Consider the following 26190-nt stretch of genomic DNA (forward strand, 5'->3'; position numbering starts at 1 on the left):
AAAAGACTTTCACAAATGTGTAAAAATAGGTGTATAAACGCTAAAAAACACTAACAACAACCTATCCTGCAAGGCTTTACACAACTACACAATTGTTAATATATTTTTGAGAAAGAAATAAAATTTGAGAAATCCTAAAGCTTTTTTTCGGATCAATAATTAGGTTTTTTCAAGAAGAAGTGAGAAGAAAATCGTAAACAGAATTATTATTTGGAGAATTAATTTACCCGCACAGAAATCTACCAAGTCTGTTTCTTAATCTTAGAAAGGCGACCAAGACCAATAACGGAATTAAGCCAAATTGTCCATTTCTTAAGACTACATATGGGCAGGCAAAGATCCTTTGTCCCAGATCTTATCAGCTATTAAACTTTAAAATATTCACTTGGCGACTGCCCATAAACTTCTTTAAAACAACGAGTGAAATAAGCAGGACTGGAAAATCCGGTTTCGTATGCTGCCTCCGTAAAATTACATTTACCCGAAGCGATAAGTTTACTGGCTTCTTTCAACCGAACCACTCGAATAAATTCTGTCGTGGAACATCCAACAAGACCTCTAAGCTTTTTGTGCAGTAACGAACGACTTACGCTCATTTCTTTGGTCAGAAAGGATACATCTAGTGATGGATTATTTAAATTTTCCTTAACCAAGGTTGTCAACTTTTCCAGAAAAGCTTTATCTGGTTCTGAACTTTTAACTTCATTCATTGAGAACTCAGCATCGTTTCGGAAGCGCTCAATAATTCTTTGACGACTATTTAAAATGTTTTCAATAACCTGTATCAAAATATCAGGATAAAACGGTTTTTCAAGATAGTAATCAGCGCCCGTCATCAGTCCTTCCAGTTCATTTTTGACACCTGACCTTGAGGTCAATAAAATGACTGGTATATGAGAGGTATCGATGGCTGTTTTAATATATTTAGTAAAAGTAATTCCATCCATTTCGGGCATCATAATGTCACTAATAACCAAATCGGGGTTAAAACTACCGATTTTCTCCAAAGCGATCTTTCCGTTCAAAACAGCCTCCACCCGATAACTCTCCTCCAATATATTCACAAGAAAATGAATTAACTCATGGTTATCTTCAACCAGCAAAACAGAAGGTTTATTTTGAGCCGGATCAATTTGGCGGGTCAATTTCTCAGGAATTGAATACTGAAGCTGGATATCTGATCGATTCTTCCAATCAACATATTGGTCTTGAGAGGCAACCAATTCTTTCTCCAAAAAATCAACCTTTGAAACAGGAAGCAAAACAGAAAAAAGAGAACCTTCTCCCGATTTACTTTTTACCTCAATACTACCTCGGTGAAACATCACAAGGCTTTTCACATAAGCCAAACCTACTCCGGAATTAATCGTATGGTTATTTTCTCCCTCTATTTGAAAAAAGCTGTCAAAAACCCGATCAAGCATTTCAGGGGCAATGCCTCTACCTGTATCCGATACGCCAATCGTCATATCCCATTTTCCCAGCTCTTTTCTTCCTTGCCTTGGACTAATCTCAACAGAAAGTACTATTTTCCCGCCATCACCAGTAAATTTGAAAGCATTGGAAAGCAGATTTACAACAATCTTATCTACTTTATCGGCATCAAACCACATATCACAATTTTGCGCCGGTAATTTAATCACAAACTCAATACCACGATCCTCTGCAAGGTCATAAAACGCCTCAGAAATTGTTTCGATAAACGATCGCACATTATGTTTTGCCACCCTAAGTTGGTCTTTCCCTGACTCAATCTTCCTAAACTCAAGCAATTGGTTAATAAGAACAAAAAGTCGGTTAGCATTACGCTCAATGCCTGCCAGGCTTTTACGAAATGTTGAATTCAACGACTCCTGACTCATCAATCGACTTAATGGACCAAGAATCAAAGTCAAGGGGGTTTTTAGTTCATGCGATATATTAGTAAAAAACTCAAGCTTTACTTTGTGCAATTCTTCTTCATGTTCTCGTTCCTTTCTTTCCATGGCCAATAAAGCTTTTGAACGTTCGAGATTTTTTCCCACTCTTAGCACCAGCAGTGAAAACAAGAGAATCAAAACAAAATATCCAACAAAAGCTCCTCTGGAACGCCATATTGGTGGTCGAACAATTATTTTCAACATTCGCTCATTGTTGCTGTGCTGAATATCACCTAAGGAAGCCTTCACATGAAAATAGTAAACCCCGGGGCTTAAATTAGTATAAGTAGCAAAGTTTCGGGTTCCCACATAATTCCATCGTTCTTCAAACCCTTCAAGATAGTAAGCATACTGACAACGTCCTATTGACGCATAAGAAAGGGCTGTAAACTCTAGTGTCACGACATTCTGATCGTAATCTAAAATAATTCTATCAGTTTTATTGAGCGATTTTTTCAGAGGCTGATCTTCTCCCGGTAAAATATATTCGTTAAATAATTTCATGCCGGTAAACAACACCTGCGGATCATCCTGCGGCTGGGGATAATTATTGCTTTCGTGAAACGAGACCATTCCATTGTTTCCTCCGAAATATATGTTCCCATTTCTGTCAATGAATGATGCCCTATAATTAAACTGATTAAAAGGTATCCCCGAATTACTGTCATACAAAATAGAAATGTCTTCATCGGGGTTAAATTTCACCAAGCCCCGATCGCTACTGGCCCAAAACCAACCATTATTACCTTCTTCTAGACTAAATATCCATGAAACCGGGAATCCCGTATCTGAATTAAAAAATTTTACGACCTCACTCTTTTCATCATATCGACACAACCCTTTGTAACAATCCCCCAACCAAATGTGGCCTTTGGAATCTTTTTTTACAAAGTTAATATGCTTCATATCAGGCACCTTATCCATTAAAAAAAGAGAATCAACCGCGGGAATATAGACATAGACCTTTCTGCTAGATGAAAACCACAATTTTTTATGGTCTCCGGTAATACTCTCGAACTGGGTAACCCCCAAGATTTCAGGTTTAAGAGGAGAAAACACTTTTGAAACCAAATCATAGATTACAATGCCCATCGAAGTGGATATATATATCGAATCCCCTACCTGATGAAACGCATAAATGGCATTGGAAGAAAGTCCCGGAGAATTTTCCGGGTTTAAGTATCTAATTCTATTGTTTGTAGTATTCAAAATATTGATTCCCCCCGTATAAGATGCAATCCACAACTCATCATCCGCAACAAACAGCAAGTCGTGAATATTATTATAGGAAAGGAACGAGGGGCCGCTCACAGTAGAATAGTGAATAATTTCACCGGTAGTTTTATTATATTTATTCAATCCATTGTCTTCAAGTCCTATCCACAAATTATTGGCCCGATCTTCAGCCAAACAACTAACCACATTTCCTCTCAATTGTCCTTGTCCCAGTCCCGGGCTCCACGTTGTAAAAAAACTCTTCCTATTACTCCAAAAATTAATTCCTCCAAAATAGGTTCCCAGCCAAACATTCCCTTCTCCATCACAGAATGCATCATAGATTGGATTGGTGTTAAGGCCAGAAGGATTATCAAGGTTAAAACCATGTAACTCTAAAAATCCGGTCAGAGGATCATGGATCGCAAGTCCAGATTCACATCCTATCCATACTCGACCATAATGGTCCTCTGTAACGCAATGCACCAAGTTATGATGGAGATGATAGGGTTTTTCATGCTCACGAGAAAAAAAATTAAAAGTCCCCTTTTTAAGATCCAAAACCGTTAACCCATATTCATATTGCCCCAACCATATTTTCCCCTGAGAATCTATTAAAAAAAGACTCAGTTCTTCAGTACCAATCTCTGGTGGTACATCAAATATTTGAACGTTCAAGAAGCTTTTATTAAGGACATAAACCTTTCTATTGTCAGCCAATATGACCAGAAAACCATTCTCATCTCTAAGTTCTTGAAAAACGGTCCCATCCGGAGTTTTTAAGCTCGAAAATTTTTCGTTTATACTATATTCCTTTCTGGATTCAACATCCAGAAATGTAACCTTATCAGGTCGGCAAATCCAAAATCCTCCTTCTGTTGGAACTACCGAATTTACTGTTCCCACCTCATTCAACAATAAATAAGGATGAAAACACTCTTTCTCATCATCATAAAAATAGTATCCACGATTAATTGTCCTGACAATTAGCACTGAATCGGATGAAAGCAAAAACTTATCACCAAATATTCGAACTTCATCTCCCTTTTGATTATAAGCGGGAAAAACTTTAAATGCCTGTCCATCAAACCGAGTAACTGCAGCACGTGTGGCAAACCACATAAACCCATCCACATCCTGAATAATGCTTTTAACGTACGAAGACGGAAGTCCGTCTTCATTGGTATAGTGGACAAAACTTAGTTTTTCGTTTTGGGCCAAAACACTCCAAGAAAAAATGAAAACCGCCAAAAAGGGGAAATATCTATGCATAATAATTTAGCTATAAAGAGAGAAGGACTTGCCTTCCAAAGGCTACCTTCATTTTTTTATCAAGGACGCGCAAATAAACTATTTATTAATCTGAATCCCAAAATGAAAACTCTAACATCCCGTATATTGAAAAAAAGGCAGGTATCTCACACATAAATGTATCACTTAAAACTTTATCTTCACAAACACCAAAGGTGTAAACTCAACAGCTTCGGCATCGATATAAACACTGCTTACCTGATCCAGAGGAATCTTCTCAAAACTTGAATATTTTACATTCTGATGATTTAATACGTTTAATAAAGAAACACCTGCTTCTCCTTTAAAATCATTAAAAGGGAAACGATAGACCATAGACAGATCTATCCTCGAATAATCGGGCTCGGTATATTTGTTGCTCAGATAATTGGCATATAATGGAAAACCTGACCCAAAAATACCGGTTGCAGAAAAATGTATATTTTTAAGCAGATGAATCAGGCTTGCCAGTTTTAATTCATGTCGCTGGTCATGCGGGGCACGTCTGTAATCTTGTTCAGGGAAGTAAGGAAATAGTTCCTCTGCACGGCTCAACGAATAAGAAGCCCAAAAGCTTTGACCATTAAAGTCTTTCTTTACAAATACATCAATGCCATAACTACGTCCTTTCCCGGCATAAACGGCTTCTTCAGACTTAAAAGACCGAACATATCGAGTATAACCCACTACTGATTTATAGAATCCTTCAATATTTACGGTCAGGTCATCTGCACTCCAGGAAGCACCTCCTACCCAGTGCTGAGAGCTGAGTACCGGGACCTCATCTCCGTCGGCCAGTGTCCAGGTATAACGAAAATTGCCGGCTTCATCGTACAACGAACTTTTGATAAGGAACTGATGGTAGCTTCCCCAAGCAGCATTGAGTTTAAAGTCTTTCCGGAATTTCCATTCCACCCCTAATCTTGGATCCACATGTGTTGTACCGGAAAAAAAGGAATGATTAAAACGAAAACCGGGGGTCAATTCAAGTTGAGATCCCAGAAAAATCCTGTCCTGAACATATGCAACCCAACGGTCTCCTGCTTCTGAAAGGAAAAAATATGCAACACCGGAAGAGTCTTCCGTAAGCTCCAAATCATTGCGTACCCATTCCATTCCCAATTCCGGCTGATGAAAACGGTTCCCCGGCAATTCGTAATGATAATCAACAGCAAACTCTTGTATCCGTGCAGTGGAAGCGATATCAATACGGTTAAAATTCCGATTGGTTTGTATGCTTTCGATTGATCGGTTGAGCCTATAATCAGAATTAAGTTCCGACCAGGCCGCTTTAAAATGAGATCGCCCACCATTTCCGGTGTTCATACCCCAGTACACAGAAGCTCCTCCCTGTTGATTTTCATCGGCTGTTTCCTGAGAAATAATAAACCTTGGCCGCTCTTGCCCTGCCTTGTATTGAAAATTATCGAAAGCCCCCATAACACTTACATAGAATAAGTTTCCATTGTCGTCTTGAAGCGAATATTTAGCATTAAAATCTCCAAACCAATACCCGGGATTAACATCAATTCTATACTTTAAGCTTTGTAATGAGTTGAGTTTTGAAACTGGGACATCTTCTTCATCAAAAAGATTGTTGTATGTGCGTCTTGCCGCCATAATTAAAGTTGAAGTAGGAGAGAGCGGAACCTCCAACATACCGTTCACAATCTGGTTATTGACAAAAAAATTAAACTTGGTGTTCTCCCTATTACCCGTATTCCCGGTAATACGAACAATGCCTCCCACCAAATCTTCACTGGAAGCGCCGTAGCCACCTTTAAAAAGATCTACATTTTTAACCATAAAAGGGTTTACGGCGCTGATATTATCATTAAAATTTTTAAGCCCCCAGATGGTTATACCATCAAAGGTAACCCGGCTGGTCCCCTCATAACTTCCCCACATAATAAGGTCATTGGGCTGTTCACCGGCTGCTGTAATGCCCGGCTGTAATCGTAGCAAGTTTAAAACAGAGTTATCGCCGTTGCCGGGAAGATAGCCTGCAATGTATGAATTCAGTTTGATCAATCCTGAGGTCTGTCCTATTTGAACCGAACGTTCGATCAAGTTATCTTTCACAACTATTTCCTGCAATCGATAAACAGAAGGAGTCAAATAAACTTTATGAAATTTCCCGGCGGTTAAAAGCGTATCTAAAACAAAACACCCCAAATGAGATGCTTTGACCTCGAAAACAGAATCATCAAAAACAGTATAACTAAAAGCCCCCTTTAGGTCGGTCACCAGTGGATGACCATCAATAAGAACATGCGAAAAAGGTAAAGGCTCCGAACTACCTTTTTCAAGAACCTGTCCTTTAATTAGATATTCGCGTGATTGAGAAATCCGCTTCTCGGGGAATATGACATAAACTTCACCCATTTTTTCCCATCCCAAGGGAAACCGGTTCAGCAATGCATCCAGAAGTTGGGAAGGAGAATTAAAAGTTGCATTTATGTTAATCTGATAATTGGAAAGTAATAGATCATCGAAAGAAAAATGAAGGCCATAACGACCACGAAGATCAACCAGCACTTTGTTGAGTGGTCGATCCGTCACTCTCAATTCATATGTTTGCCCATAAAGCAGACTAGAAAAGAATAAAAGAAAAACAAGTAAAAAGCCTGTTTTCTTAGCCACAATTATTTTTTTTCAATCAAGTATCCCTTAGGGGTTTTCTCAAAATCAAGACCGTAGGGGCGGCAAACCATTTGCAACACCTGCTCAACGGGTTGGTTACGAGTAAAATTCCCAGTGTAAAGGTATTCAATCCCTGGGTCAAATCCAATCTTTACGGCATATTGGCGTTCAATTTCCTCAAAAACCAGATGCAATGGGGTACCCGTAAAAACAAACATATTGTTCATCCAAGAAACCGGCTCCTCCGAATCTTTCAATTTCGCCAAACGAAATGATCCGTCACTATTGAGACTGGCCTGCTCGCCCGGGATAATATTCAATGCATGACCGTTAACTAAAGAGATGACCCTTACCTTGCCAGTATAACAAGTTACCTGATAATGATCGTTTCTGGCATAAATATTAAAACTGGTTCCCAGAACGGTGGTAATACCATTTCTCGAAACCACATCAAATCGTTTTCCTTTTTTTACCTCAAAAAAAGCTTCCCCTTGCAATTCAACTTTTCTGTCGAATCTCCACCAGAAGGGGTGATAGCTCACACCAGATCCGGCATTGAGTATCATTTTCGATCCATCGGGCAAAACAGCCGTAATGTGCTGTCCAACATCGCTTGTAATTTCCTTTGTATAGAATCGCCCAAACAGAGTCATTCCTAACAATATAATTACGGAAGCAGCTATAGGACGCCACATCCTGGCAAAAAGGTTAATTTCTGGAGAAATCGTTTGTTTCGAATCAATAGCATGGGATAATTCCCTCCAAACATCTTCCTTCGATTTTCGGTACGACAGATCCAAGTCGGGCAATTTACCAGGCCACATTTCCTCGTTATTAATGTTCTTTTTTACTGTCATTGTTATCGATTTCGAATCATATCATTATTCCTCGTATTCCAAAGCCTTTTTTAAAAAACGCAAAGCCTTGTTCATTCTCTTTTCCACTGCTTTCACACTTAATCCCAACCGATCGGCAATCTCCCGGTTCTTTAACTCATCGGTACGACGCATCAAAAACACCACTCTATAGTTTTCCGGCATTTGACTCAAAGCCTCGCCATATTTTTTTTCCAGTTCTGAATAGTTTAATTCCTCCTCCGGTGAGAGGGATGGTTCAATGGAATAATTCTGTTTAAAGGCGAACTCTTTTTCAATTTTTGAATGCCTGTAATGAGAGATAAATAAGTCATGACCCATTTTATAAAGTAGCCTTCTGAGCGTGACCGTGTCACCAACGGGCTGTTTTTCCCAAAGTTTCAAAAAGCATTCCTGTACAATATCCGTCGCAAGATCTTTATCCCCTGAACGGTAATAAAGATAATTTCGAAGGGGATCGAAATGGTCATCAAAGAAAGATTTAAAAAACTCTTTTGTCACCGGAAAACAACTTTATCGATAGAACAAAGATATTAAAAAGTCAGAGGGTGTCTAAAAATCCTGTCATACCCTGGGTCGCTTATTATCTTTCTACTTTATCAAAAGCCCACAGCACGAAATTAGTCTTTCAAGACGCCCTCTGATTCATTTTTACCGGATCACTTACTCCCCGGATTGGTTTTGATTTATGCGTTTTCGAATACGCTTCCCGATGGTAAATTCCTTAGTTCCGTCGGCGGTTGTATACTCGCCCACATTATCACAAGTTCCGTCGCCATAATTAACGGTCCCGAATACTTCACCATTATTAGAAAAAGTCACTTCTCCGCTGACCAGGAATCGACATCCGCCCTGCTTCTGAAGTTTCTCTGTAATCTCCCTTCGGTACTCATTTCCATCAGAATCGGTACAAGTGGCAAAGCCATTTATTCCAATAACATCATCTCCGTGATAGAATTGCGTTCCCAGACCTTCTTCCCAGGTACGGGTAATTTCTGCGTAACACTCAACCTCGGTCCCGTCAGGGAGCGCAACAATAAGATCACGAACAATACTTACTTCTCTTTCGTCGGTTACGCTAACAATTGTTTTTTCAATGGTGCCATTAATAATCAGTGAATCAACCGAAAAATCAATAAAAGATACAGTTCTGACAGCTCCTTCCTGGAATAGAGGTGCAGAAATCTCAATTTCAATGACGCCACTGATGATTCTACCATTCGCTAATTCAGTCTCTTCTCCATAATCCAGGGTAACGGTGCGAGGATAGTCTCCTTCAGTCCATTCCACTGTAACATCGGGCCGTCCTAACCGATAGCGGTCACGAAATCTTTCGCTTGAGGCGGATTTAAGCTGATCGTTGGTCTGAGACGCGACACTCAAATCCTCCAACATAACCACTGTGCCAGTGTATAGTTCCACCTCATAATCGGCAGCCTCTACAACATCTTCAATTGCAGCATCGGTAGTAACAACAGACTCTGTCGTTACATTAAAATTGGCTGTGGCAAAATCAGAAGCAGGAATAACTTCTTCATTTTCACATGATACAAACATAATGGCGGTTCCAAAAGCCAAACTAAACAATAACTTTTTCATAACTCAAATTTTTTAATTTGTTTTTGCGTTGTCTTTATAATTGAATACCGCACAAGAGTCAAATTACCCTACCCCATTTTTGGTATTTTTTATTTGCAAAACATAAAACCCTGTTGACCAAAACATTTCACCATTTTGCCAACTTCATACTTTGAGTTATTTTCCCAATACCACAATTAAAATATCAATGAATAAAAGAAGACGTATTATAAGGAACAGTAAAGAAGAAAGTAGAACCTTTGGATATTTCCGATTCCACCCATAATTTACCTCCCAACAATTCGACATAGGCTTTACAAATAGAAAGACCAAGCCCTGCCCCTTCATGACTGGCAGAGAAAGTGCTATCGACCTGAATAAAGCGTTCCAATATGGACTGTTGATTTTCAGGACTGATACCTATTCCTGTATCACGAACGAAGAATTCTATACACTCTTCTTTAGGGGTATAGCCAAACTCTATAGTTCCTTGGTCGGTAAATTTGATGGCATTTTTTATCAGATTGGTCAATATTGCATAAACCTTTTCCTTGTCGGTCTTAACAATCGATTGAATATCGCTGAGCGGCTTCACTAGGGAGAGATTAATATTTTTCTGTTTGGTCTCGGTTTCGAAGAAGCTAAACAAAAAATCAAGTTGTACATTAATGTTCGTCTCAGAAATATTCACTCCCATTTGACCCGATTCAATCTTTGAGATATTGATAAGGTCATTAATGATATTTAAAAGCCGATTGCCGCTTCGGCGGATAATCTCGATATATTCATTTCTTTCGTCATCCGAAAGCAGCGGGTCTTTGAGCAAGTCTGCAAATCCCATAATGCCATTCATGGGGGTTCGTATTTCATGGCTCATATTGGCAAGAAAAGCCGACTTAAGTCGGTCCGATTCTTCAGCCTTTTCTTTGGCAATAAGCAATTGATGATCGGCCTCTTTTCGACTAGAAATATCAATCCAGTATCCAATCAATTCCAAGGGACTACCGTCACTGTCAAAAACAATTCGAGCCTCATCCAGTATCCATATATACTTATTATTTTTGCACCTGAACCGATATTCCATAACATGATAACCGGATTCAAAAACCAGGGGAATTTCTTTCAAAATTCGTTCCCTATCATCGGGATGAATGCTTTTTGTCCACAAGCCTTTATTTTCAAGAAAATCTTTGGGATCATACCCCGTCAGATGAGATACATTGTCGCTGATAAAGGTCCAATCCCAGGGAGAAGTAATTTCAGAGGTATATATAACGGCAGGATTTGAAGCAAGCAGGTGTTTCATTCTTCGCTCACTGGCTTTTAAAGCATCTTCCGCCATAATCCGTGCAGTAATATCCTCGTGCATAAGAACAATATACTCCAGTTGGCCGGATGAAAGCAAAACAGGAAAAATTACCGAGCCAATACAAATAGGATGATCCGGATATTTTTTATTGGTAAGATGAGCATTATACCATACCGGTGGCGTCTCTACCACTTCTCCATTTTTCACTCTGATTAACAAATCATTCAGTCCCTGTCCTAAAATTTGGTTATCATCCAGTAAGGACCAGTTTTGATCCGGTAAGGTTTTAAAAAGTTCAAGGAAAGCTTTGTTTTCACGAATATGATGCCCTTTAGCATCAAGGATTTGAATGCTATAAGGATTATATTCAATGATTCGATTAAGCACTTCACTGTTTCTCTTAGATTCTATCTGAGCAATATGGATTTCCGTAATATCCTGTGTTATCCCAACCACTTCAACCACACGCCCAGCGGCATCCCTTTGAGAAGGAAGTACTCTAACAGAAAAATAACGGCTCCCATACAAAAAACCCCGAAATTCCACACTTTCCCCTTCAAATGCTCGGATATAATATGGTTCTAAATAGGAATATGGTTTTTCACCCATAATATCCCGAAGAGTTTTTCCTTGAACCTGATGGGTCCTCATACGGTATCTTCGAGCAATTTTACCTTCACTAAACAAAGGTATGATTTCTCCCTTCTCATCTTTTTTGCAACGGAAGATATGACTTTCCAAAGTTTCAATTATTCTATAAAACTCATTCTCTTTTTGTCGGACTTGATCAAGCTCCCTCTCCAGCAACCTGATTTTGATCTGAGCTCTTTTTAATTCCTCCGAAATTGCCATATGATGATTTTAGATTGTTAAGAAGTTAGAAATCTTCCTGACAAATAAATCGCCTTCGTCATAGATCTCCATATAATCGGATTGAAGGTTTAAAGCTGCAAAACCCTGCTCGTTCAACAATTTACAAATTTTCTTAGTCTTTTGATGCATTACCGGACAATTTGTAAAGGAATAAGCAATCACTGCATCCACTTTGTACTCTTGAATTTTATCAACAATACCCTGAATATCAAAATCATTAACACACGAACTTGAATTATTATCAACACTTTCCAACATGTATTGCAATGCTTCTTCTATTGGGATATCTTGATTGGTTATCAATGAATTGAACCTATCAAAATCATAGTTAATATTGGTGACCCCCATGTCCATCTCTTCACATACCAATATGGCATTGCATTTTTCGATGAGCCGAAAAATTTCACCAAAAGGAGGCATAATCCTTGGGGTAATCAGCATCACTCTTTTTTTTCGGCCATCAGAATTATATCCTATATTATTACGAAGATTCTCTTCGAGTTCGCTTCGGAGCTTTTTTAATCCCTTCAGCAGCTTTTCAGGATCTTCGACCAGCATCAATTGTTGTATCCATAAGCTGTTTCGACCGTCAAGAGGAGGGTTGGGATACCTGCGCAATGAGAGTATCTCCTTATATTCTTTACGAATATCCGAGAACAAACTGGCATATTGAACTAGTTTTTCCCGATCAAAACCACTTTGCCCGGTAATCGATTTTACCCAGGTATTTAATGCTTGGACATCAACGTTCACGGCACCGTATTTTTTAGAGGTTTTGAGGCAATACACTTCAAAGTCCTCGGATACCTTCGGGATAATTTGCGCAACAGTAGCCACATCGGGACATAAATCAGAAGCAAGAACATAATCAGCAAGGTTAAAAAACACACACATTCCGGTTTTCAAAAAGCCAACCATCGAACGTAGCAGGGAACACTTTTCCCCAATATATTCCTCTGAATAGGGTTCTACCTCCCCGGCCCCCATACAAACACTCACTGGTATAAAATTTCCCATTCCATATACCAATTCAGGTGGAATGGAGTTGCACAGCAGAGTCATTACATGATTCCCTGCTTTACGATAGTTATACAAATCAATTACTCGCTGACCGTGCATACCGTTCATCATTTCATCGAAAAGCTTCATTGAAAGGGGCCGCACCTTTTCATCGGCAATTTCAGAAACAAAACGGACCATTTTATTTTTCATTTCGGCATTCAGCCGTATTTGTTCGGAGCGGGGAAGAAAATGATCTCTTTTCTTTTTATAGGCAACGCTTGTGATGATATCGGCATTATCAAAATTTTTCATGATCAAAATTTCTTTTCGATTAATGATTACGTTGAAAGCTTACGTTGCCCTATGGGAGGTACTTCATCCGGATCAATACGAACATCTATAACCACCGGTGTCTCAGCGGCAAAAGCCATGCCCAAAACTTCTTCGATCTGATTGGGATGATCAATTTTTAATCCTACGGCTCCGTATCCCTGTGCAATTAGTGAAAAATCGCTTTTTTTCAAACGGACCCCAATAGTTCGGTTATACATTTTTTTAACAGATAATTCAGGCATTCCATAGCGTGCATCATTAAAAACGATCCATATCACTGGAATATTGTATTGGGCTGCGGTAGCCACCTCATTTCCACCCATTAAAAAAGAACCATCCCCACAGATACAGACTACAGGATGATCAGGGTTGCTCAATTTTACGCCTATTGCAGAACCAATGGAGGCACCCATAGCTCCCAAACTTAAAGTGGGGAAAAACCCTCCCTCTTTCCCAATCGATAAATAATGCATCGCCCAAGCCCAATGGGAGCTAGAATCAGCCAGGAAATAAGTATTCACAGGGGACAACTCTCCGATCAACCCAAGTAATCGCTGAGGCTTTACAGGCGCATCACAGTTATTCATTTTTTCAGGCTCTATTACTCGTCCCACGCGACAAATTCTTTCCATCACGTCCTTTCCTGATGTTTTGGGCATTACATCATTTCTTTGGAGCGCAGGTATCATTTGCTCCATTATCAACTTAGCATCTCCGACCAATCCAATTTCCACTGGGTAGTTTTTACCGATCTCCAAACTATCTATATCTATTTGGATAATTTTTTTGTTCTTTCTAAAACCATCATCCCATCCCAGTGTTGAGAACTCTCCAAAGCTTGTGCCTACAGCAATCAGAAGATCAGAGCGATTAAGCACATAGTCGGCAGCCACAGGATGACCACATATTCCCACCACCCCCAAACAAAGAGGATGATCAGTTGGCATTGCACCCTTGCCCTGTATGGTCGTTGCAACCGGGATATCAAAACGTTCCGCAATATTTGCGATCAGACCACCGGCCCCGGAAAAAACACCTCCCCATCCCACCAGAAACACAGGTCTTTGTGCCATTTTTATAAGATTGACAGCATCATTTAATCCTGACAACTCGGGATAAGAACCCCCAACAGTTTTATCCAGTAATTCTGTTGGTTGGTCATATTCTATAAGTGCCGACTGGATATCGAATGGGATATTAACATGAACGGGCCCCATTCTTCCTGTGGTAGCACATCTAATCGCATGTCTTATGGTTTCCAACGCTTTGGCAGGATTAATCAGCGAAAAACTCTCTTTAGTGATTGGCTTAAAAAATTCAACAGTATCAATGGTTTGGCCCAAGCCGGTAGATTCCTGAAAAGCCCCCTTCCCATATTCGTCAGTAGGAATTTGTCCGGTAATAACTAACAATGGGACGGAATTCATATAGGCAGAGGCCACACCGGTAGCCAGATTGGTAGAACCGCCCCCCGTAGAACCACAACATACCCCGATCTTACGACTTTCCTGTGCATAACCGTAAGCCATCAAAGCGGCTCCGTTCTCGTGTCTGGCCGCAATATATTCAATTTCTTCATAGTCGAGGAAAGCGTCTAATAATGGAGCAATGGTTTTCCCCGTTACGCCAAAGACATATTTTATCTGCTCCCGAATCAGTTCTTCGGTAATATAATTCACAACTCGTTTCTTCATTAGAATGTAAAATTTAGAATGATAATCTAAGACCAGAAGCAACATGATTGAAGGAGTACTTACTCCTCCACATATTGGGGAGAACAGACAAATCCAAGCCTGTTTGTCAGAAAGGCAGAATTTAATAGGAAAGGGGTGAGGGTAAAGATTGAAGTAACAAAACTATTGTTTCGATATGAAAGCTATTCAAAAATTCTTCTTTTAAGAATGCTAGTCTATTACAACATTTTCAAACGCAGTCCACAATGTTTCATTCCCCGGCACTGGAGCCTCAATGACAACAGGTTCTTTTTTCACGGGATGCACAAATTCCAGTCTTCGCGAATGAAGAGAAATCCCTCCATTAGGGTTGGAACGCGGAAAACCATACTTCAAGTCGCCTTTTATAGGGGAACCAATTTTGGCCAACTGACTGCGAATCTGATGATGCCGTCCGGTTTTCAAATCCACTTCCAACAAATGATAATTGGCCGAACTGGAAACCAACCGGTAAAACAGCACACCCTCCTTGGCTCCCGGCCGTTTCTTATGAAGTGAATAAGATTTGTTTTTATTGCTGTCTTTTAAGATATAATGTCTCAACTCTCCTTCTTCCTCCGGGGGTAGGTTTTTAACTATTGCCCAATAAACCTTTTTGACTTCCTTTTCCTGAAACATTTTATTCATCCGGCTCAAGGCTTTGCTGGTTTTCGCAAACAGCACTACGCCACTGACCGGACGATCAATACGGTGCACAACTCCCAGAAACACATCTCCGGGCTTGTTATACTTTTTCTTTAGGTAGGCTTTTACTTTATCATTCAACGGTTCATCTCCACTTTCATCACCCTGCACAAGGTCCGAGTTGCTTTTATTTACTGCTATCAAATGATTGTCTTCATACAATATTTCCAATTCCATATTTCTTTTTTGTTTTATTCAACACTTTTGCTCTGAAAGATGCCTAATATCTTGATGTTTGCAATCTAGATACAAGATAGATAGATTTAGGATAACTGTGGTTAAATTTTAACGATTAAGACCTAATCACCGATTGGCCAAACATTCTAACGCCCCCCTAATCCTAATATTGTTCTCGCTCATTGGGAAAATCTCCCGACTTAACATCGTCGATGTAATTCTGGACGGCCCCAGATATTTCAGCAAAAAGATTATGATACCGCCTCAAAAATCTGGGGGAAAAAGATTGATTTATTCCCAGCATATCATGCACGACCAGCACCTGTCCATCCACCTGATTCCCGGCACCAATACCTATTACCGGTATTTTGAGCTCTTTGGCCACCCGCGCGGCCAAGGATGCCGGAATTTTCTCCAAAACGAGCCCAAAACATCCGGCTTCTTCCAATAGATGTGCATCCTCAATAAGCTTATTGGCTTCTTCCTCCTGACGGGCACGCACCGAATAGGTTCCAAATTTATGAATAGATTGAGGGGTTAATCCCAAATGCCCCATTACCGGTATTCCTGCAGAGATGATTCTCTTAACCGATTCAATGACCTCGGCACCTCCTTCCATTTTTACAGCATCAGCCGCCGTTTCTTTCATGATCCGAATGGCCGACTGGAGGGCTTCAATACTATTGCCCTGATAAGATCCGAAAGGCATATCTACCACAACCAAAGCCGTTTTCACGCCTCTTACGACTGAGGCTCCATGATAAATCATTTGATCAAGCGTAATGGGTAAGGTGGTTTCCCATCCGGCCATTACATTAGATGCCGAATCACCCACCAATATCACATCGATACCCGCCTGATCAAGAATGTGTGCCAAAGAATAATCGTAGGCTGTGAGCATCGATATTTTTTCACCTTTCATTTTCATTTCACTCAAAACATGAGTGGTGACCTTTTTAGGCCTCTCATATGCAGCTGACATAATTCCTTATTTTTGATAATTGCAAAAGGCAAAGTTATTACTTTTCTAAGGATACTTTGTTATAACAGTTCGCTAGATTTGAAGTTTTTAAATAGATGCTCCTTCATTCTTCCTCTCCGCGTCAATCACAACCATACAACCATCTAGCTTTTAATACATTGCAAGCCACAACTTTTACCCAGCATAAATACCAGAAATAAACATATGGTCCCAAAGGAAAATACATTCAACAGAAACACTATGATTCCCTCACAATTGATTAATTTTGTTGTTTTAAAGAAATCACAAACGGCAGAGGGTATATCATACTCCTAAACTCTTCTTTTAATAACAATTCATGGTGCAGATAGGAAAAATCAATCAACTCACCGTCACCGAAATATCGCAATTTGGTGCTTTTTTGGACGGAGGAAATCTCGGAAAAATATTACTTCCCAAACGTTATACGCATTCGGGAATTAAACCCGGCACCACTCAGAAAGTTTTCATCTATCTCGATTCTGACGACCGCTTAGTAGCGACTACCGAAACGCCCAAAGTGATGATTGACCGCTTTGCATTTCTTAAAGTGGTGGCTGTAACACCCGTAGGAGCATTTCTGGACTGGGGGCTTCAAAAAGATTTATTGGTCCCCTTCAGAGAACAAAAGCAAAAGATGCAGGAAGGCCATAGCTACCTCGTTTACACATACTTGGATGATGCTACCAAACGAATTGTTGCATCGGCCAAAATTGATAAATTTCTTGATAATGTTTCGCCGCAATTCCAACCGGGTGAAAAGGTGGACCTCCTCATCATTGGCTCTACCAACTTGGGGGTTAAAGCCATCATCAATCAGACACATTCCGGACTCATCTACAATGATGAAATAAACGAAGCGCTCAACACCGGACAGAGAATAACCGGTTATATTAAACGCATTCGGGAAGACGATAAAATTGACCTCTCGCTTTCAGCCATAGGGATCAATGCCATCGAAGAAAATGCCAGGCAATTATTACACAAACTCGAGCAAAACAGTGGCTTCTTGCCTGTTACTGATCATTCCAGCCCGCAAGAAATTAAGTTAGTATTAAAAATGAGCAAAAAAGCTTTTAAAAAGGCGGCAGGTTCTCTTTACAAGCAAAAAAAAATCAATATGGAAAAAGACGGTATTCGACTTATCCGATAAATTAATTCAGCACGAGTACATCAAGTCTTAATTTTTTCGGCCCATTTCACTCGAAATCCAAGCTGAAGGAACAAGCTAACCCCCAACACGTTGAAAACAAGAAATTAGAAATTACTTCGAGTCGAAGTAATTTAACAGGTGCTGATAATTTTATAACTTAGCCCTCTCATAGACCAAATGAATTGCATTTCTATAATTATTAATAGAAAATCAGAAGAATAACAGATGGCAGAAAATGATTTTGCAGGAATGAGAAACAACCTGACACTTTACAACACTTTAACACGCAAAAAAGAAACTTTTGAACCCATCAAACCGCCACATGTAGGCCTTTACGTATGTGGTCCGACGGTATACGGTGATCCCCACTTGGGACATGCCCGCCCCGCCATTACGTTTGATTTATTGTTCAGATACTTGACCCATCTGGGGTATAAAGTTAGATATGTACGAAACATTACCGATGTAGGCCATCTGGAAAACGACGCGGACGAGGGGGAAGATAAGATCGCCCAAAAGGCACGGGTAGAACAGCTCGAGCCTATGGAAGTAGCTCAATACTACTCAGACCGATACCACCAATTTATGGACGCGCTCAATGTGAAACGACCAAGCATTGAACCCAGAGCTTCGGGGCATATCATCGAACAACTCCAAATTGTAAAAGAGATCCTTGAAAAAGGATATGCTTATGAAACCAACGGATCGGTCTACTTTGATGTAGAAAAATACGGCAAAGACCACAAATACGGTATTTTGTCAGGACGTGTATTGGACGAATTGCTGAGCACCACAAGAGAACTGGAAGGACAAACTGAGAAACATAATAGTTTTGATTTCGCCCTTTGGAAAAAGGCTAGTCCTACACATATCATGCGTTGGCCCTCCCCCTACAGCGAAGGTTTTCCAGGATGGCATCTGGAATGTACAGCCATGAGTACCAAGTATCTGGGCAACCAGTTCGACATCCACGGCGGTGGTATGGATCTGCTGTTCCCTCATCATGAATGCGAAATAGCCCAGTCTATGGCTGCCAAAGGCAAAGCCCCGGCCCGATACTGGATGCACAACAACATGATCACCATCAACGGCCAGAAAATGGGTAAATCGCTGGGCAACTTCATCACACTGGAAGAGTTCTTCACTGGCAACCATTCAATGCTCACAAAAGCCTGGTCGCCCATGACCATTCGTTTTTTCATCCTTCAGGCGCATTACAGAAGTACGGTAGACTTCTCCAACGAAGCATTACTGGCCGCAGAAAAAGGACTGAACCGATTAATGGACGCCTTGCAGCAGATGACAAAAATGAAACCGGCCGAACAATCCACTGTTAATGTCGATCGGTTTAAAGATAAATGTTACGAAGCTCTGAATGATGATCTTAACAGCCCTGTACTTATTGCTCATCTTTTTGAAGGAGTCAAAGTTATCAGCGGCGCCCTGGCAGGAAAAGAATCATTGACAGCGGATGATTTAGAAACTTTCCGCAATTCCATGCACCTCTTTTCTGGAGAAATTCTGGGACTTAAAGCTGAAACCAAAGATGGTGACAGCCATTCGGAAATATTGAACAACGTCATGGAACTTCTTCTAAATGTTCGACAACAGGCCAAAATGGCAAAAGACTTTGCAACGGCAGACAGAATCAGAGACAGCCTGAAAAATCTGGGCATTGAAGTACGCGACGGTAAAGACGGCGCAGAATGGGAAATAAAGAATTAAATATGGCTCAAATTTGTACAGATCGTTTTTCACTGGCCCCGTTTCGTCCGTATCGGTATAGAAACGAGGTTTCATATATCTTTAATTAAAACAACAAATAACCGACATTTCCCTGTGAAACGAGCATGACAATGTGAGATTGTCACAACAAGAACAGGTGTAAACTAATGGTCATGCGAGTTCCATCAGACCAATGGATTAACCAATTTTATACTGATGAAAAAAACCATCAACCAGCTTTTAAGAGCCCCCTTATTAATAACAGCAGTGGCCTTTATTACAATGGGGGCCGGGTGTGGGCAACAGCCATCCCGTCAGGCCGGCACAAAAACAAAAGAGGCCTTGTCACCTTTATCCACCCCTCATTTTAATGCCGACTCGGCCTACCATTATGTCCAAAAACAGGTGAATTTTGGCCCTCGTGTACCCAACACCCAAGCGCATGAGGCCTGTGCCCGATGGCTATCCGAAAAAATGAAAGGTTTTGGGGCTCAGGTAGAGGTCCAGGAGGGAAAGGTTACCGCTTTCGACAATACAATACTGCACATCAAAAACATCATTGCACAATTCCAACCGGAAAAGAATGACAGAATACTACTATTTGCCCATTGGGACACGCGCCCCTTCGCCGACCATGATCCCGACCCGGCCAAACGAAACACCCCTATCGACGGTGCCAACGACGGTGCCAGTGGCGTTGGTGTGTTGATGGAAATTGCAAGGCATCTGAACAACAACCCTACTCACCCGGGAGTAGATATCATCTTTTTTGATGCCGAAGATTATGGAATGCCTGACCACAGAAATCTGCCCTACAAGAAAGATACCTGGTGCCTGGGTAGCCAGTACTGGGGAAAAAACCGACACAAAAAGAACTACTATGCCCGATACGGCATTTTACTCGATATGGTGGGAGCAAAAAACGCTCGCTTTTATCAAGAACAATACTCCCTGCAATGGGCACCCCGATTAGTGGATCATATTTGGAACACCGCAGCAAAAATAGGCTACAGCAATTTCTTCATATTCAATAAAGGTGGTTATATTACAGACGACCACGTCTATGTAAACAAACTTACCGGTATTCAAACCGTTGATATCATCCAATACGATCCGGCCAGTAACACCTCTTTTGGCAACTACTGGCACACCCACAATGACAACATGGATGTGATCGACCCAACTACCCTCAAAGCAGTTGGACAAACAGTATTGGAAGTTATTTATCAGAACGAATACTAACCAACGAATAATTTGACAGTAAATAAAATACATAGGGTCTAAATAAGCAATAGACAGATTTTAAAACCTTTAGACAGATCAGCTGTTATTCCGATTTACGATCCGATCATTAGAAAGATAATATCCGCCCCACCAATCCTAAACATAAAAACCTGAGCCACAAGCAATGGTCCACAAGAATAACCATAAAAAAAAAGAAAAATCCCGAGGACTCCTTCCCGCCGGTCCAATGGTAGCAGGCTGCGATGAGGCAGGACGTGGTTGTCTGGCCGGACCCGTAGTGGCAGCTGCTGTTATTTTACCTGAAAACTTCAACCATCCGCTATTGAACGATTCCAAGCAGCTGTCTGAAAAAAAACGGGACCTACTGCGAGGGATCATCGAAAAAGAAGCCCTAGCCTGGGCCGTAGCAATGGTGGATAACCACGAAATTGACCGGATTAATATCCTTAATGCATCCATTCGGGCCATGCATTTGGCCATTGAACAACTTAACCCACTTCCGCTCTCGATATTGATTGATGGAAACCGCTTTCATCCTTTCAAAGACCTCAAACATCAGTGCATCGTCAAAGGTGACGCCATCTACCAATGTATTGCTGCCGCCAGTGTGTTGGCTAAGACACACCGTGACGAATGGATGAAAACAAAACACAACGAATACCCTTGTTACGCATGGGATCAAAACAAAGGATACCCCACCAGAAAACACCGACAGGCCATTGAACAATTTGGCGTTTCACCATTACACCGCTTATCTTTTAAATTGACTGACAAACAGTTAAAAATCGATTTTTAAACAACTTTCCAGACAAAAATATTCTTCTAACTAAAAAACCTTTTAACGACAAAAAACGATACACTATCTTTAACAAACAACTGAACATCACCCTCTCACAAAATGGAGACAAATACTTATTTTTACTTTGTTCAAAAAAATTTATATACCTCACGAAGTATTATGTACAATATATGAATACAATTTACACAACAATTATTGTACATTAATAAAAAAATCAACTTAGTACGACTCAAACAATTTACAATTTATTTCAAAAAAATTAATTTAAAGTTTTTATCTTCGCATTTCTTAAAAAAGAACAATCATAGTGGAGGCCTGCAATCACTTAAAAAAACGGGGCGTATTCCGAAAAGCCTTACGAGTAGGAAAAATTACAAATCTCAACATTATGTTTAAAAAAGTTTCTAAAATCTTTGCCGTTCTTGGTGTAATGGCCATGATGGCAAGTTGTTCCCTCGTATTGCCGGTGAATGCGACTTCTAACAGCGTAGGTAGCAAAGTAGGAACTGCTACTGCTACAGGTTACTTGGGGGTATTATTCTTCGATCAGGACGCCAGCATCCAAAAGGCTGCTGAAAATGGAGGGATTACAAAAATTTCTACTGTTGATCTCAAATCAACTAGTATCTTGGGTATTATTGTTACCTATGAAACTATTGTAACAGGAGAATAATTTTACAAAACAACTGCCCGAATCCTATAACAGTGAATCGGGCAGTTTTGCTAAGCCATGTATAATGAGAAGTACATTCCTCTTTCTTTCAATTATATTTCTTTGTGGGTGCTCACAATCAAAAAGCGATCAAATTCAACTATTCAACGGAATTTCTTTTCAACTACAACAAAAAGAGATCATTCGCGACATTACACCTTCTACAATTGAATTCTACGACTCATTATTCAACGGTCCTTTTTCAGAGATTCCCCTGTACCGAAACATTCAACACCCCCAATATTCGCTGTTTATCGGCATGCCTTTTAACACCTCGTTACAGAAAATAATGGATTATTCATACGCCTGGGCAGATTCATCCATTATAATGAAACAAGCCAACGACTCGAGTTTCCTGATCACTTATAAAGTAGAAAACGCTATTGCCATGAAATATGCCATTCAAACAGGAAATTCTAATCTATTTTTTTTATCGGGCTTAACCCAAGAAAAAGTGGTTGCAGATTCTCTTTTTACTCTTAAAAAACTTTCCAAACGTTTTATACACAATTAAATACCTTTTAATGCAATTCAGCAGGCATCTATTTTTCACACAAAAAGATAAAAAAATTAGGTATTTTTACGCAAAAGAACTGTTTCAATCCAAATAACCGTGTCGATGGACATTTAGCTGTCGATGTTTGCTTCCATTTTTCGGAAAAGAGACTGTTATAAACTCGGTTAATACGAGACTCCCAGACCAATCTCTATATTTGGAGTATGATTAGGGAACCAATATATTACAAAATTTTACACCAATGGGCGACAAAACACTTAAACCTTACATAATAAAAAACTTCATCTCATTCTTTTTTGTTCTGACACTACTCTCCTGCTCGACATATCGCTATTCGGGCAGGAAAAATCTTTATACCTCATTTTATATTGGAAACAATGGGAGTCAATATTTCATTAAGCCACTTTCTTTCAAAGGATCTACCTCCCAAACGATGGAATTGGACCTGACCTTCCGAGTTAAAAAATTTATTCTGGATAATGATTCGGTTACGCTGAATTATACCGTTACCAGCCTGACCCCGGTAAAACAGACTGATAGCATCGCCATTATTTCCCCCACAGAAAGATTTGTTATCCATGAAAATTTTAATAGGTTATTTATCAAAAAATCAAAAAAGGGCAACCATTCACGTTTTTCTGTCACGACTAATCTGAAACCATTATCCGACCTTTTTCAGGAAGCAAACTGGACCATTGTAGTATTTTCGCCTCAAGGCACTATAACTCTACAAACGCCCAAAAAAACGGCTAAAAAATTATTCTCCTTAAATAACAACCTATTTGAATTGATAAGAGAATAAGAAGCTATTGAATGATGATTGGCTTTTATCCCATAAGCAATTAAATGTTCGCAAAGATTCGCAAAGATTTTATTTCCCAAATAGATTAAACCTTTTTTATAAAATATGATTTGCCAGGGAAATATTTGCCTGTTTATTAGAGAAGACAATTCCCATTTCCGAGGGAAAAGTTTTCCCATTAACAAATAATGGTTCCCTATTCTAGGTTCACCACACAACACCCATTTTATATACCTAATTTTATAATAAAGGCTAGCCCTAAGGTGTAAAGAACGGGCTACTTCACCAATTAGCCAAATAAAATTTGCACAAGACAAAAACGACCAACGTTTCTACAATAATTTGAGAGGAGAGATCATCCCGATATTGCCATCCAAATTATAAAAAACTTCCACCGATTGTTACAAAGGAATCTCTTCCTCTTAATATCTAACAATGACTTAACTATTTATAGAAACACAATTTAGGGCTGCCCTTTTTTGAAGAACAGCCCTACTTTCAAAAAAATATTTTTCAATTAACAAAATCTAAAATTTGTAATTTACTCCTATTTGAAAAACTCTATTTTTCAAATCACCCTCAACAAAATCATCTTCATCAACAATATTAGATAATCCTAAATTATACCTAAAATCTATTCCTAACCCAAAATCAAAATCATAACCAGCACCTAAGTTAAAGCCAAAGTCAAGAGTTTTAACATAATCTTTGACATCTTCAGTATATGAAGACCCGTCTTCTTCATATTCAGCCTTAGCTGACAATAAAAAACTTAATTGCGGACCAGCCTGAACATTAAATCCTTCTGAAATATAATATTTTAACATCATTGGCAAATCCAAATAGTTCAATTTATCAGTATAATTCAAATCACCTTCTGACTCCTTTGCACCTTTCATAGAAAAAAGAAGTTCAGGTTGAAATAATAACGAATTTCCTAAATCAACATTTAGAAAGACTCCTAACATAGGAGCAACTCGGGAATCCATACCATCTCCATCATCACCGCCATAATTTGCAAAATTCAATCCAGACTTTACTCCATAAATTACTTGAGAAAATCCAGATGTAGAAACAAATAACAGCAGTACTGCAAAAATAGAAATTACTTTTTTCATAATTAATGATTTTATAAAAAACAACAAAGCATTATATTGAACTTATTTTTTTATTTTCCAGCATCTTTAACGAACTATAGAATCAATTATCTATTACCAAAGAGAGAAAAACAAAGCACACCTTTTCTCCTCACATTTTTTCGATTCAAACTTTTCATAAACCATTCCATTCTCATGCCTGACGTGATTATCACCTATTATATTGCACTTTAATTAAAACTTAAAACCAACACCTTCTTTGACGCCAGCGCCATAAAAATGGGCTCACAAACATCAACCCCAGCACGTTTATTTTTTTTTATCTACCACTTACACAAACCAAATAAAACAAAAAAACATTTCATTCATAAATGCTAAGGTCAAATCAAAAAACAAATAATTCTTTATTTCGAAAGACAAAATAAGTAACTTTTTTCTTTTCACCTAATCAATATAATAAAAAACATAATGATTTTTTGACAAACCTTCCAAACCCTTACTTTAATAACCTATTATTTTTTATATATAAAAAAATCATCATCTTATTTATCTTAATTCTAAATAATTCTTACTACATCAAGACATATCCCTCTCGAGAATCAGTCCGGTCCGTATTAAAGAATTAAAACAATATATCCCCAATAAAAAACTAACTGTTCGATAAACTCATCTGCTATTGAAAAGAAGTGAATTCCCAATACAAGCAAATATCACCCCCACCTCTAGCAAGACTCAAACTGATAGAAATTAATAAGAAGCAACCTGAATATCCCACTATTAGCCTGAATAATCTCTAGGTAATTTCAAAAACACTAAAAAAGGTCATCTCTAACCCGAGATAACCTTTTATATATCTTAATATTTACTTATCACTTAACTAAAAAGCGTAACTAACGCCTATTTGAAAAGCTCTATTTTTAATCTCTCCGCCACCATCATCAACAATATTTGTTAATCCCATATTGTATCTAAAATCAATTCCAAAGCCAAAATCAAATTCATATCCGGCACCGAGGTTTAAGCCAAAATCAACAGACTTCATATATTCTTTATAATCCTCAGTAACAGAAACGCCTCCTCCTTTAAACTCACCTTCTGCAGACAACAAAAAACTTAATTGTGGACCAGCCTGAAAATTAAACCCTTCTGACACATAGAATTTTAACATCAAGGGAACATCAATATAACTCAATTTTTCCGTTACATCAACATTTATTCCCTCAACTTCACCTGATCCCTTTGCGCCTTTCATGGAATACAAAAGCTCGGGTTGGAATGACATATTATCAGACAAATTAAACCTTGCAAATCCCCCAAACAAAGGAACTAAACGAGAATCCATTCCATCCCCATCGTCACCACCATAGTTTGAAATATTCACCCCAGCCTTAATTCCAAACTGAGCCTGAGAAAATGAGACGGTCGAAAATAACGAGAGTGTAAAATAAACTCTGTCCATAAACTAATAAATCTTAATATTGCAGTTTATGACAGACAAGAAAAAAGAGA

Annotated in this window: 19 protein-coding genes; 7 read left to right on the plus strand and 12 right to left on the minus strand. The window is 39.2% G+C overall.

The window, feature by feature from the left end:
* Positions 1-365: 365 nt before the first annotated feature.
* The 10 genes from ACT29H_RS11730 to panB all read right to left on the minus strand — a co-directional run bounded on the left by ACT29H_RS11730 (position 366) and on the right by panB (position 16613).
* Positions 366-4406 (minus strand): two-component regulator propeller domain-containing protein, encoded by a 4041-nt coding sequence (locus ACT29H_RS11730; RefSeq protein ID WP_444821820.1) that lies wholly within the window; start codon positions 4404-4406, stop codon positions 366-368.
* Positions 4407-4571: 165 nt separating this feature from the next.
* Positions 4572-7067, minus strand: a complete 2496-nt coding sequence (locus ACT29H_RS11735; protein WP_444821821.1) for a TonB-dependent receptor — start codon at positions 7065-7067, stop codon at positions 4572-4574.
* 2 nt (positions 7068-7069) lie between these two features.
* The gene (locus ACT29H_RS11740; protein WP_444821822.1) at positions 7070-7924 is read right to left on the minus strand and encodes a FecR family protein; all 855 of its coding nucleotides are present in this window, start codon (positions 7922-7924) and stop codon (positions 7070-7072) included.
* A 24-nt stretch (positions 7925-7948) separates the two neighbouring features.
* Entirely contained in the window at positions 7949-8443 is a 495-nt protein-coding gene (locus ACT29H_RS11745; protein WP_444821823.1) for an RNA polymerase sigma factor, read from the minus strand.
* Positions 8444-8605: 162 nt separating this feature from the next.
* Positions 8606-9541, minus strand: a complete 936-nt coding sequence (locus ACT29H_RS11750) for a hypothetical protein (protein WP_444821824.1) — start codon at positions 9539-9541, stop codon at positions 8606-8608.
* Between the two features lie 184 nt (positions 9542-9725).
* Positions 9726-11681, minus strand: a complete 1956-nt coding sequence (locus ACT29H_RS11755) for an ATP-binding protein (RefSeq protein ID WP_444821825.1) — start codon at positions 11679-11681, stop codon at positions 9726-9728.
* Between the two features lie 9 nt (positions 11682-11690).
* Positions 11691-13016, minus strand: a complete 1326-nt coding sequence (locus ACT29H_RS11760; RefSeq protein ID WP_444821826.1) for a 2-hydroxyacyl-CoA dehydratase — start codon at positions 13014-13016, stop codon at positions 11691-11693.
* A 26-nt stretch (positions 13017-13042) separates the two neighbouring features.
* A complete protein-coding gene (locus tag ACT29H_RS11765; RefSeq protein ID WP_444821827.1) occupies positions 13043-14731 on the minus strand; it encodes a thiamine pyrophosphate-binding protein in 1689 nt (562 codons plus the stop codon).
* A gap of 210 nt (positions 14732-14941) precedes the next feature.
* Complete coding sequence (locus ACT29H_RS11770; protein ID WP_444821828.1) at positions 14942-15631, minus strand: RluA family pseudouridine synthase; 690 nt, start codon at positions 15629-15631, stop codon at positions 14942-14944.
* A 163-nt stretch (positions 15632-15794) separates the two neighbouring features.
* A complete protein-coding gene (gene panB, locus ACT29H_RS11775; RefSeq protein ID WP_444821829.1) occupies positions 15795-16613 on the minus strand; it encodes a 3-methyl-2-oxobutanoate hydroxymethyltransferase in 819 nt (272 codons plus the stop codon).
* 337 nt (positions 16614-16950) lie between these two features.
* Between panB and ACT29H_RS11780 the strand changes: the two genes are divergently transcribed.
* From ACT29H_RS11780 to ACT29H_RS11810, 7 genes are all read left to right on the plus strand, one after another.
* Positions 16951-17784, plus strand: coding sequence for a CvfB family protein (locus ACT29H_RS11780; protein ID WP_444821830.1), 834 nt, complete (start codon positions 16951-16953; stop codon positions 17782-17784).
* Positions 17785-18009: 225 nt separating this feature from the next.
* Positions 18010-19509: a cysteine--tRNA ligase gene (gene cysS / locus ACT29H_RS11785; protein WP_444821831.1), complete on the plus strand. Its 1500-nt coding sequence runs from the start codon at positions 18010-18012 to the stop codon at positions 19507-19509.
* 216 nt (positions 19510-19725) lie between these two features.
* Complete coding sequence (locus tag ACT29H_RS11790) at positions 19726-20751, plus strand: M28 family peptidase (protein ID WP_444821832.1); 1026 nt, start codon at positions 19726-19728, stop codon at positions 20749-20751.
* Positions 20752-20917: 166 nt separating this feature from the next.
* Positions 20918-21550: a ribonuclease HII gene (locus tag ACT29H_RS11795; RefSeq protein WP_444821833.1), complete on the plus strand. Its 633-nt coding sequence runs from the start codon at positions 20918-20920 to the stop codon at positions 21548-21550.
* A 391-nt stretch (positions 21551-21941) separates the two neighbouring features.
* On the plus strand, positions 21942-22226 hold the full coding sequence (locus ACT29H_RS11800) for a TRL-like family protein (protein ID WP_444821834.1): 285 nt from the start codon (positions 21942-21944) through the stop codon (positions 22224-22226).
* A 64-nt stretch (positions 22227-22290) separates the two neighbouring features.
* Positions 22291-22779 carry a hypothetical protein gene (locus tag ACT29H_RS11805; protein ID WP_444821835.1) on the plus strand — a complete coding sequence of 163 codons (489 nt, stop codon included), beginning with the start codon at positions 22291-22293 and terminating at the stop codon, positions 22777-22779.
* Between the two features lie 244 nt (positions 22780-23023).
* Positions 23024-23584: a hypothetical protein gene (locus ACT29H_RS11810; protein WP_444821836.1), complete on the plus strand. Its 561-nt coding sequence runs from the start codon at positions 23024-23026 to the stop codon at positions 23582-23584.
* Positions 23585-24111: 527 nt separating this feature from the next.
* Here ACT29H_RS11810 and ACT29H_RS11815 read toward each other — a convergent pair.
* Together ACT29H_RS11815 and ACT29H_RS11820 are read right to left on the minus strand one after the other, a co-directional pair.
* Positions 24112-24702 carry a porin family protein gene (locus tag ACT29H_RS11815; RefSeq protein WP_444821837.1) on the minus strand — a complete coding sequence of 197 codons (591 nt, stop codon included), beginning with the start codon at positions 24700-24702 and terminating at the stop codon, positions 24112-24114.
* A gap of 856 nt (positions 24703-25558) precedes the next feature.
* Positions 25559-26140, minus strand: coding sequence for a porin family protein (locus ACT29H_RS11820; protein WP_444821838.1), 582 nt, complete (start codon positions 26138-26140; stop codon positions 25559-25561).
* Positions 26141-26190 lie beyond the last annotated feature (50 nt).

Source organism: Thermophagus sp. OGC60D27, assembly GCF_052400625.1.
Classification (GTDB): Bacteria; Bacteroidota; Bacteroidia; order Bacteroidales; family Marinilabiliaceae; genus Thermophagus.

Coding starts and splice junctions, on each gene's coding strand:
- ACT29H_RS11780 (WP_444821830.1), top strand. CDS start 16,951: ATGGTGCAGATAGGAAAAATCAATCAACTCACCGTCACCGAAATATCG.
- ACT29H_RS11755 (WP_444821825.1), bottom strand. CDS start 11,681: ATGGCAATTTCGGAGGAATTAAAAAGAGCTCAGATCAAAATCAGGTTG.
- ACT29H_RS11795 (WP_444821833.1), top strand. CDS start 20,918: ATGGTCCACAAGAATAACCATAAAAAAAAAGAAAAATCCCGAGGACTC.
- ACT29H_RS11770 (WP_444821828.1), bottom strand. CDS start 15,631: ATGGAATTGGAAATATTGTATGAAGACAATCATTTGATAGCAGTAAAT.
- ACT29H_RS11820 (WP_444821838.1), bottom strand. CDS start 26,140: ATGGACAGAGTTTATTTTACACTCTCGTTATTTTCGACCGTCTCATTT.
- ACT29H_RS11805 (WP_444821835.1), top strand. CDS start 22,291: ATGAGAAGTACATTCCTCTTTCTTTCAATTATATTTCTTTGTGGGTGC.
- cysS (WP_444821831.1), top strand. CDS start 18,010: ATGGCAGAAAATGATTTTGCAGGAATGAGAAACAACCTGACACTTTAC.
- ACT29H_RS11810 (WP_444821836.1), top strand. CDS start 23,024: ATGGGCGACAAAACACTTAAACCTTACATAATAAAAAACTTCATCTCA.
- ACT29H_RS11740 (WP_444821822.1), bottom strand. CDS start 7,924: ATGACAGTAAAAAAGAACATTAATAACGAGGAAATGTGGCCTGGTAAA.
- ACT29H_RS11750 (WP_444821824.1), bottom strand. CDS start 9,541: ATGAAAAAGTTATTGTTTAGTTTGGCTTTTGGAACCGCCATTATGTTT.
- panB (WP_444821829.1), bottom strand. CDS start 16,613: ATGTCAGCTGCATATGAGAGGCCTAAAAAGGTCACCACTCATGTTTTG.
- ACT29H_RS11815 (WP_444821837.1), bottom strand. CDS start 24,702: ATGAAAAAAGTAATTTCTATTTTTGCAGTACTGCTGTTATTTGTTTCT.
- ACT29H_RS11790 (WP_444821832.1), top strand. CDS start 19,726: ATGAAAAAAACCATCAACCAGCTTTTAAGAGCCCCCTTATTAATAACA.
- ACT29H_RS11765 (WP_444821827.1), bottom strand. CDS start 14,731: ATGAAGAAACGAGTTGTGAATTATATTACCGAAGAACTGATTCGGGAG.
- ACT29H_RS11730 (WP_444821820.1), bottom strand. CDS start 4,406: ATGCATAGATATTTCCCCTTTTTGGCGGTTTTCATTTTTTCTTGGAGT.
- ACT29H_RS11760 (WP_444821826.1), bottom strand. CDS start 13,016: ATGAAAAATTTTGATAATGCCGATATCATCACAAGCGTTGCCTATAAA.
- ACT29H_RS11800 (WP_444821834.1), top strand. CDS start 21,942: ATGTTTAAAAAAGTTTCTAAAATCTTTGCCGTTCTTGGTGTAATGGCC.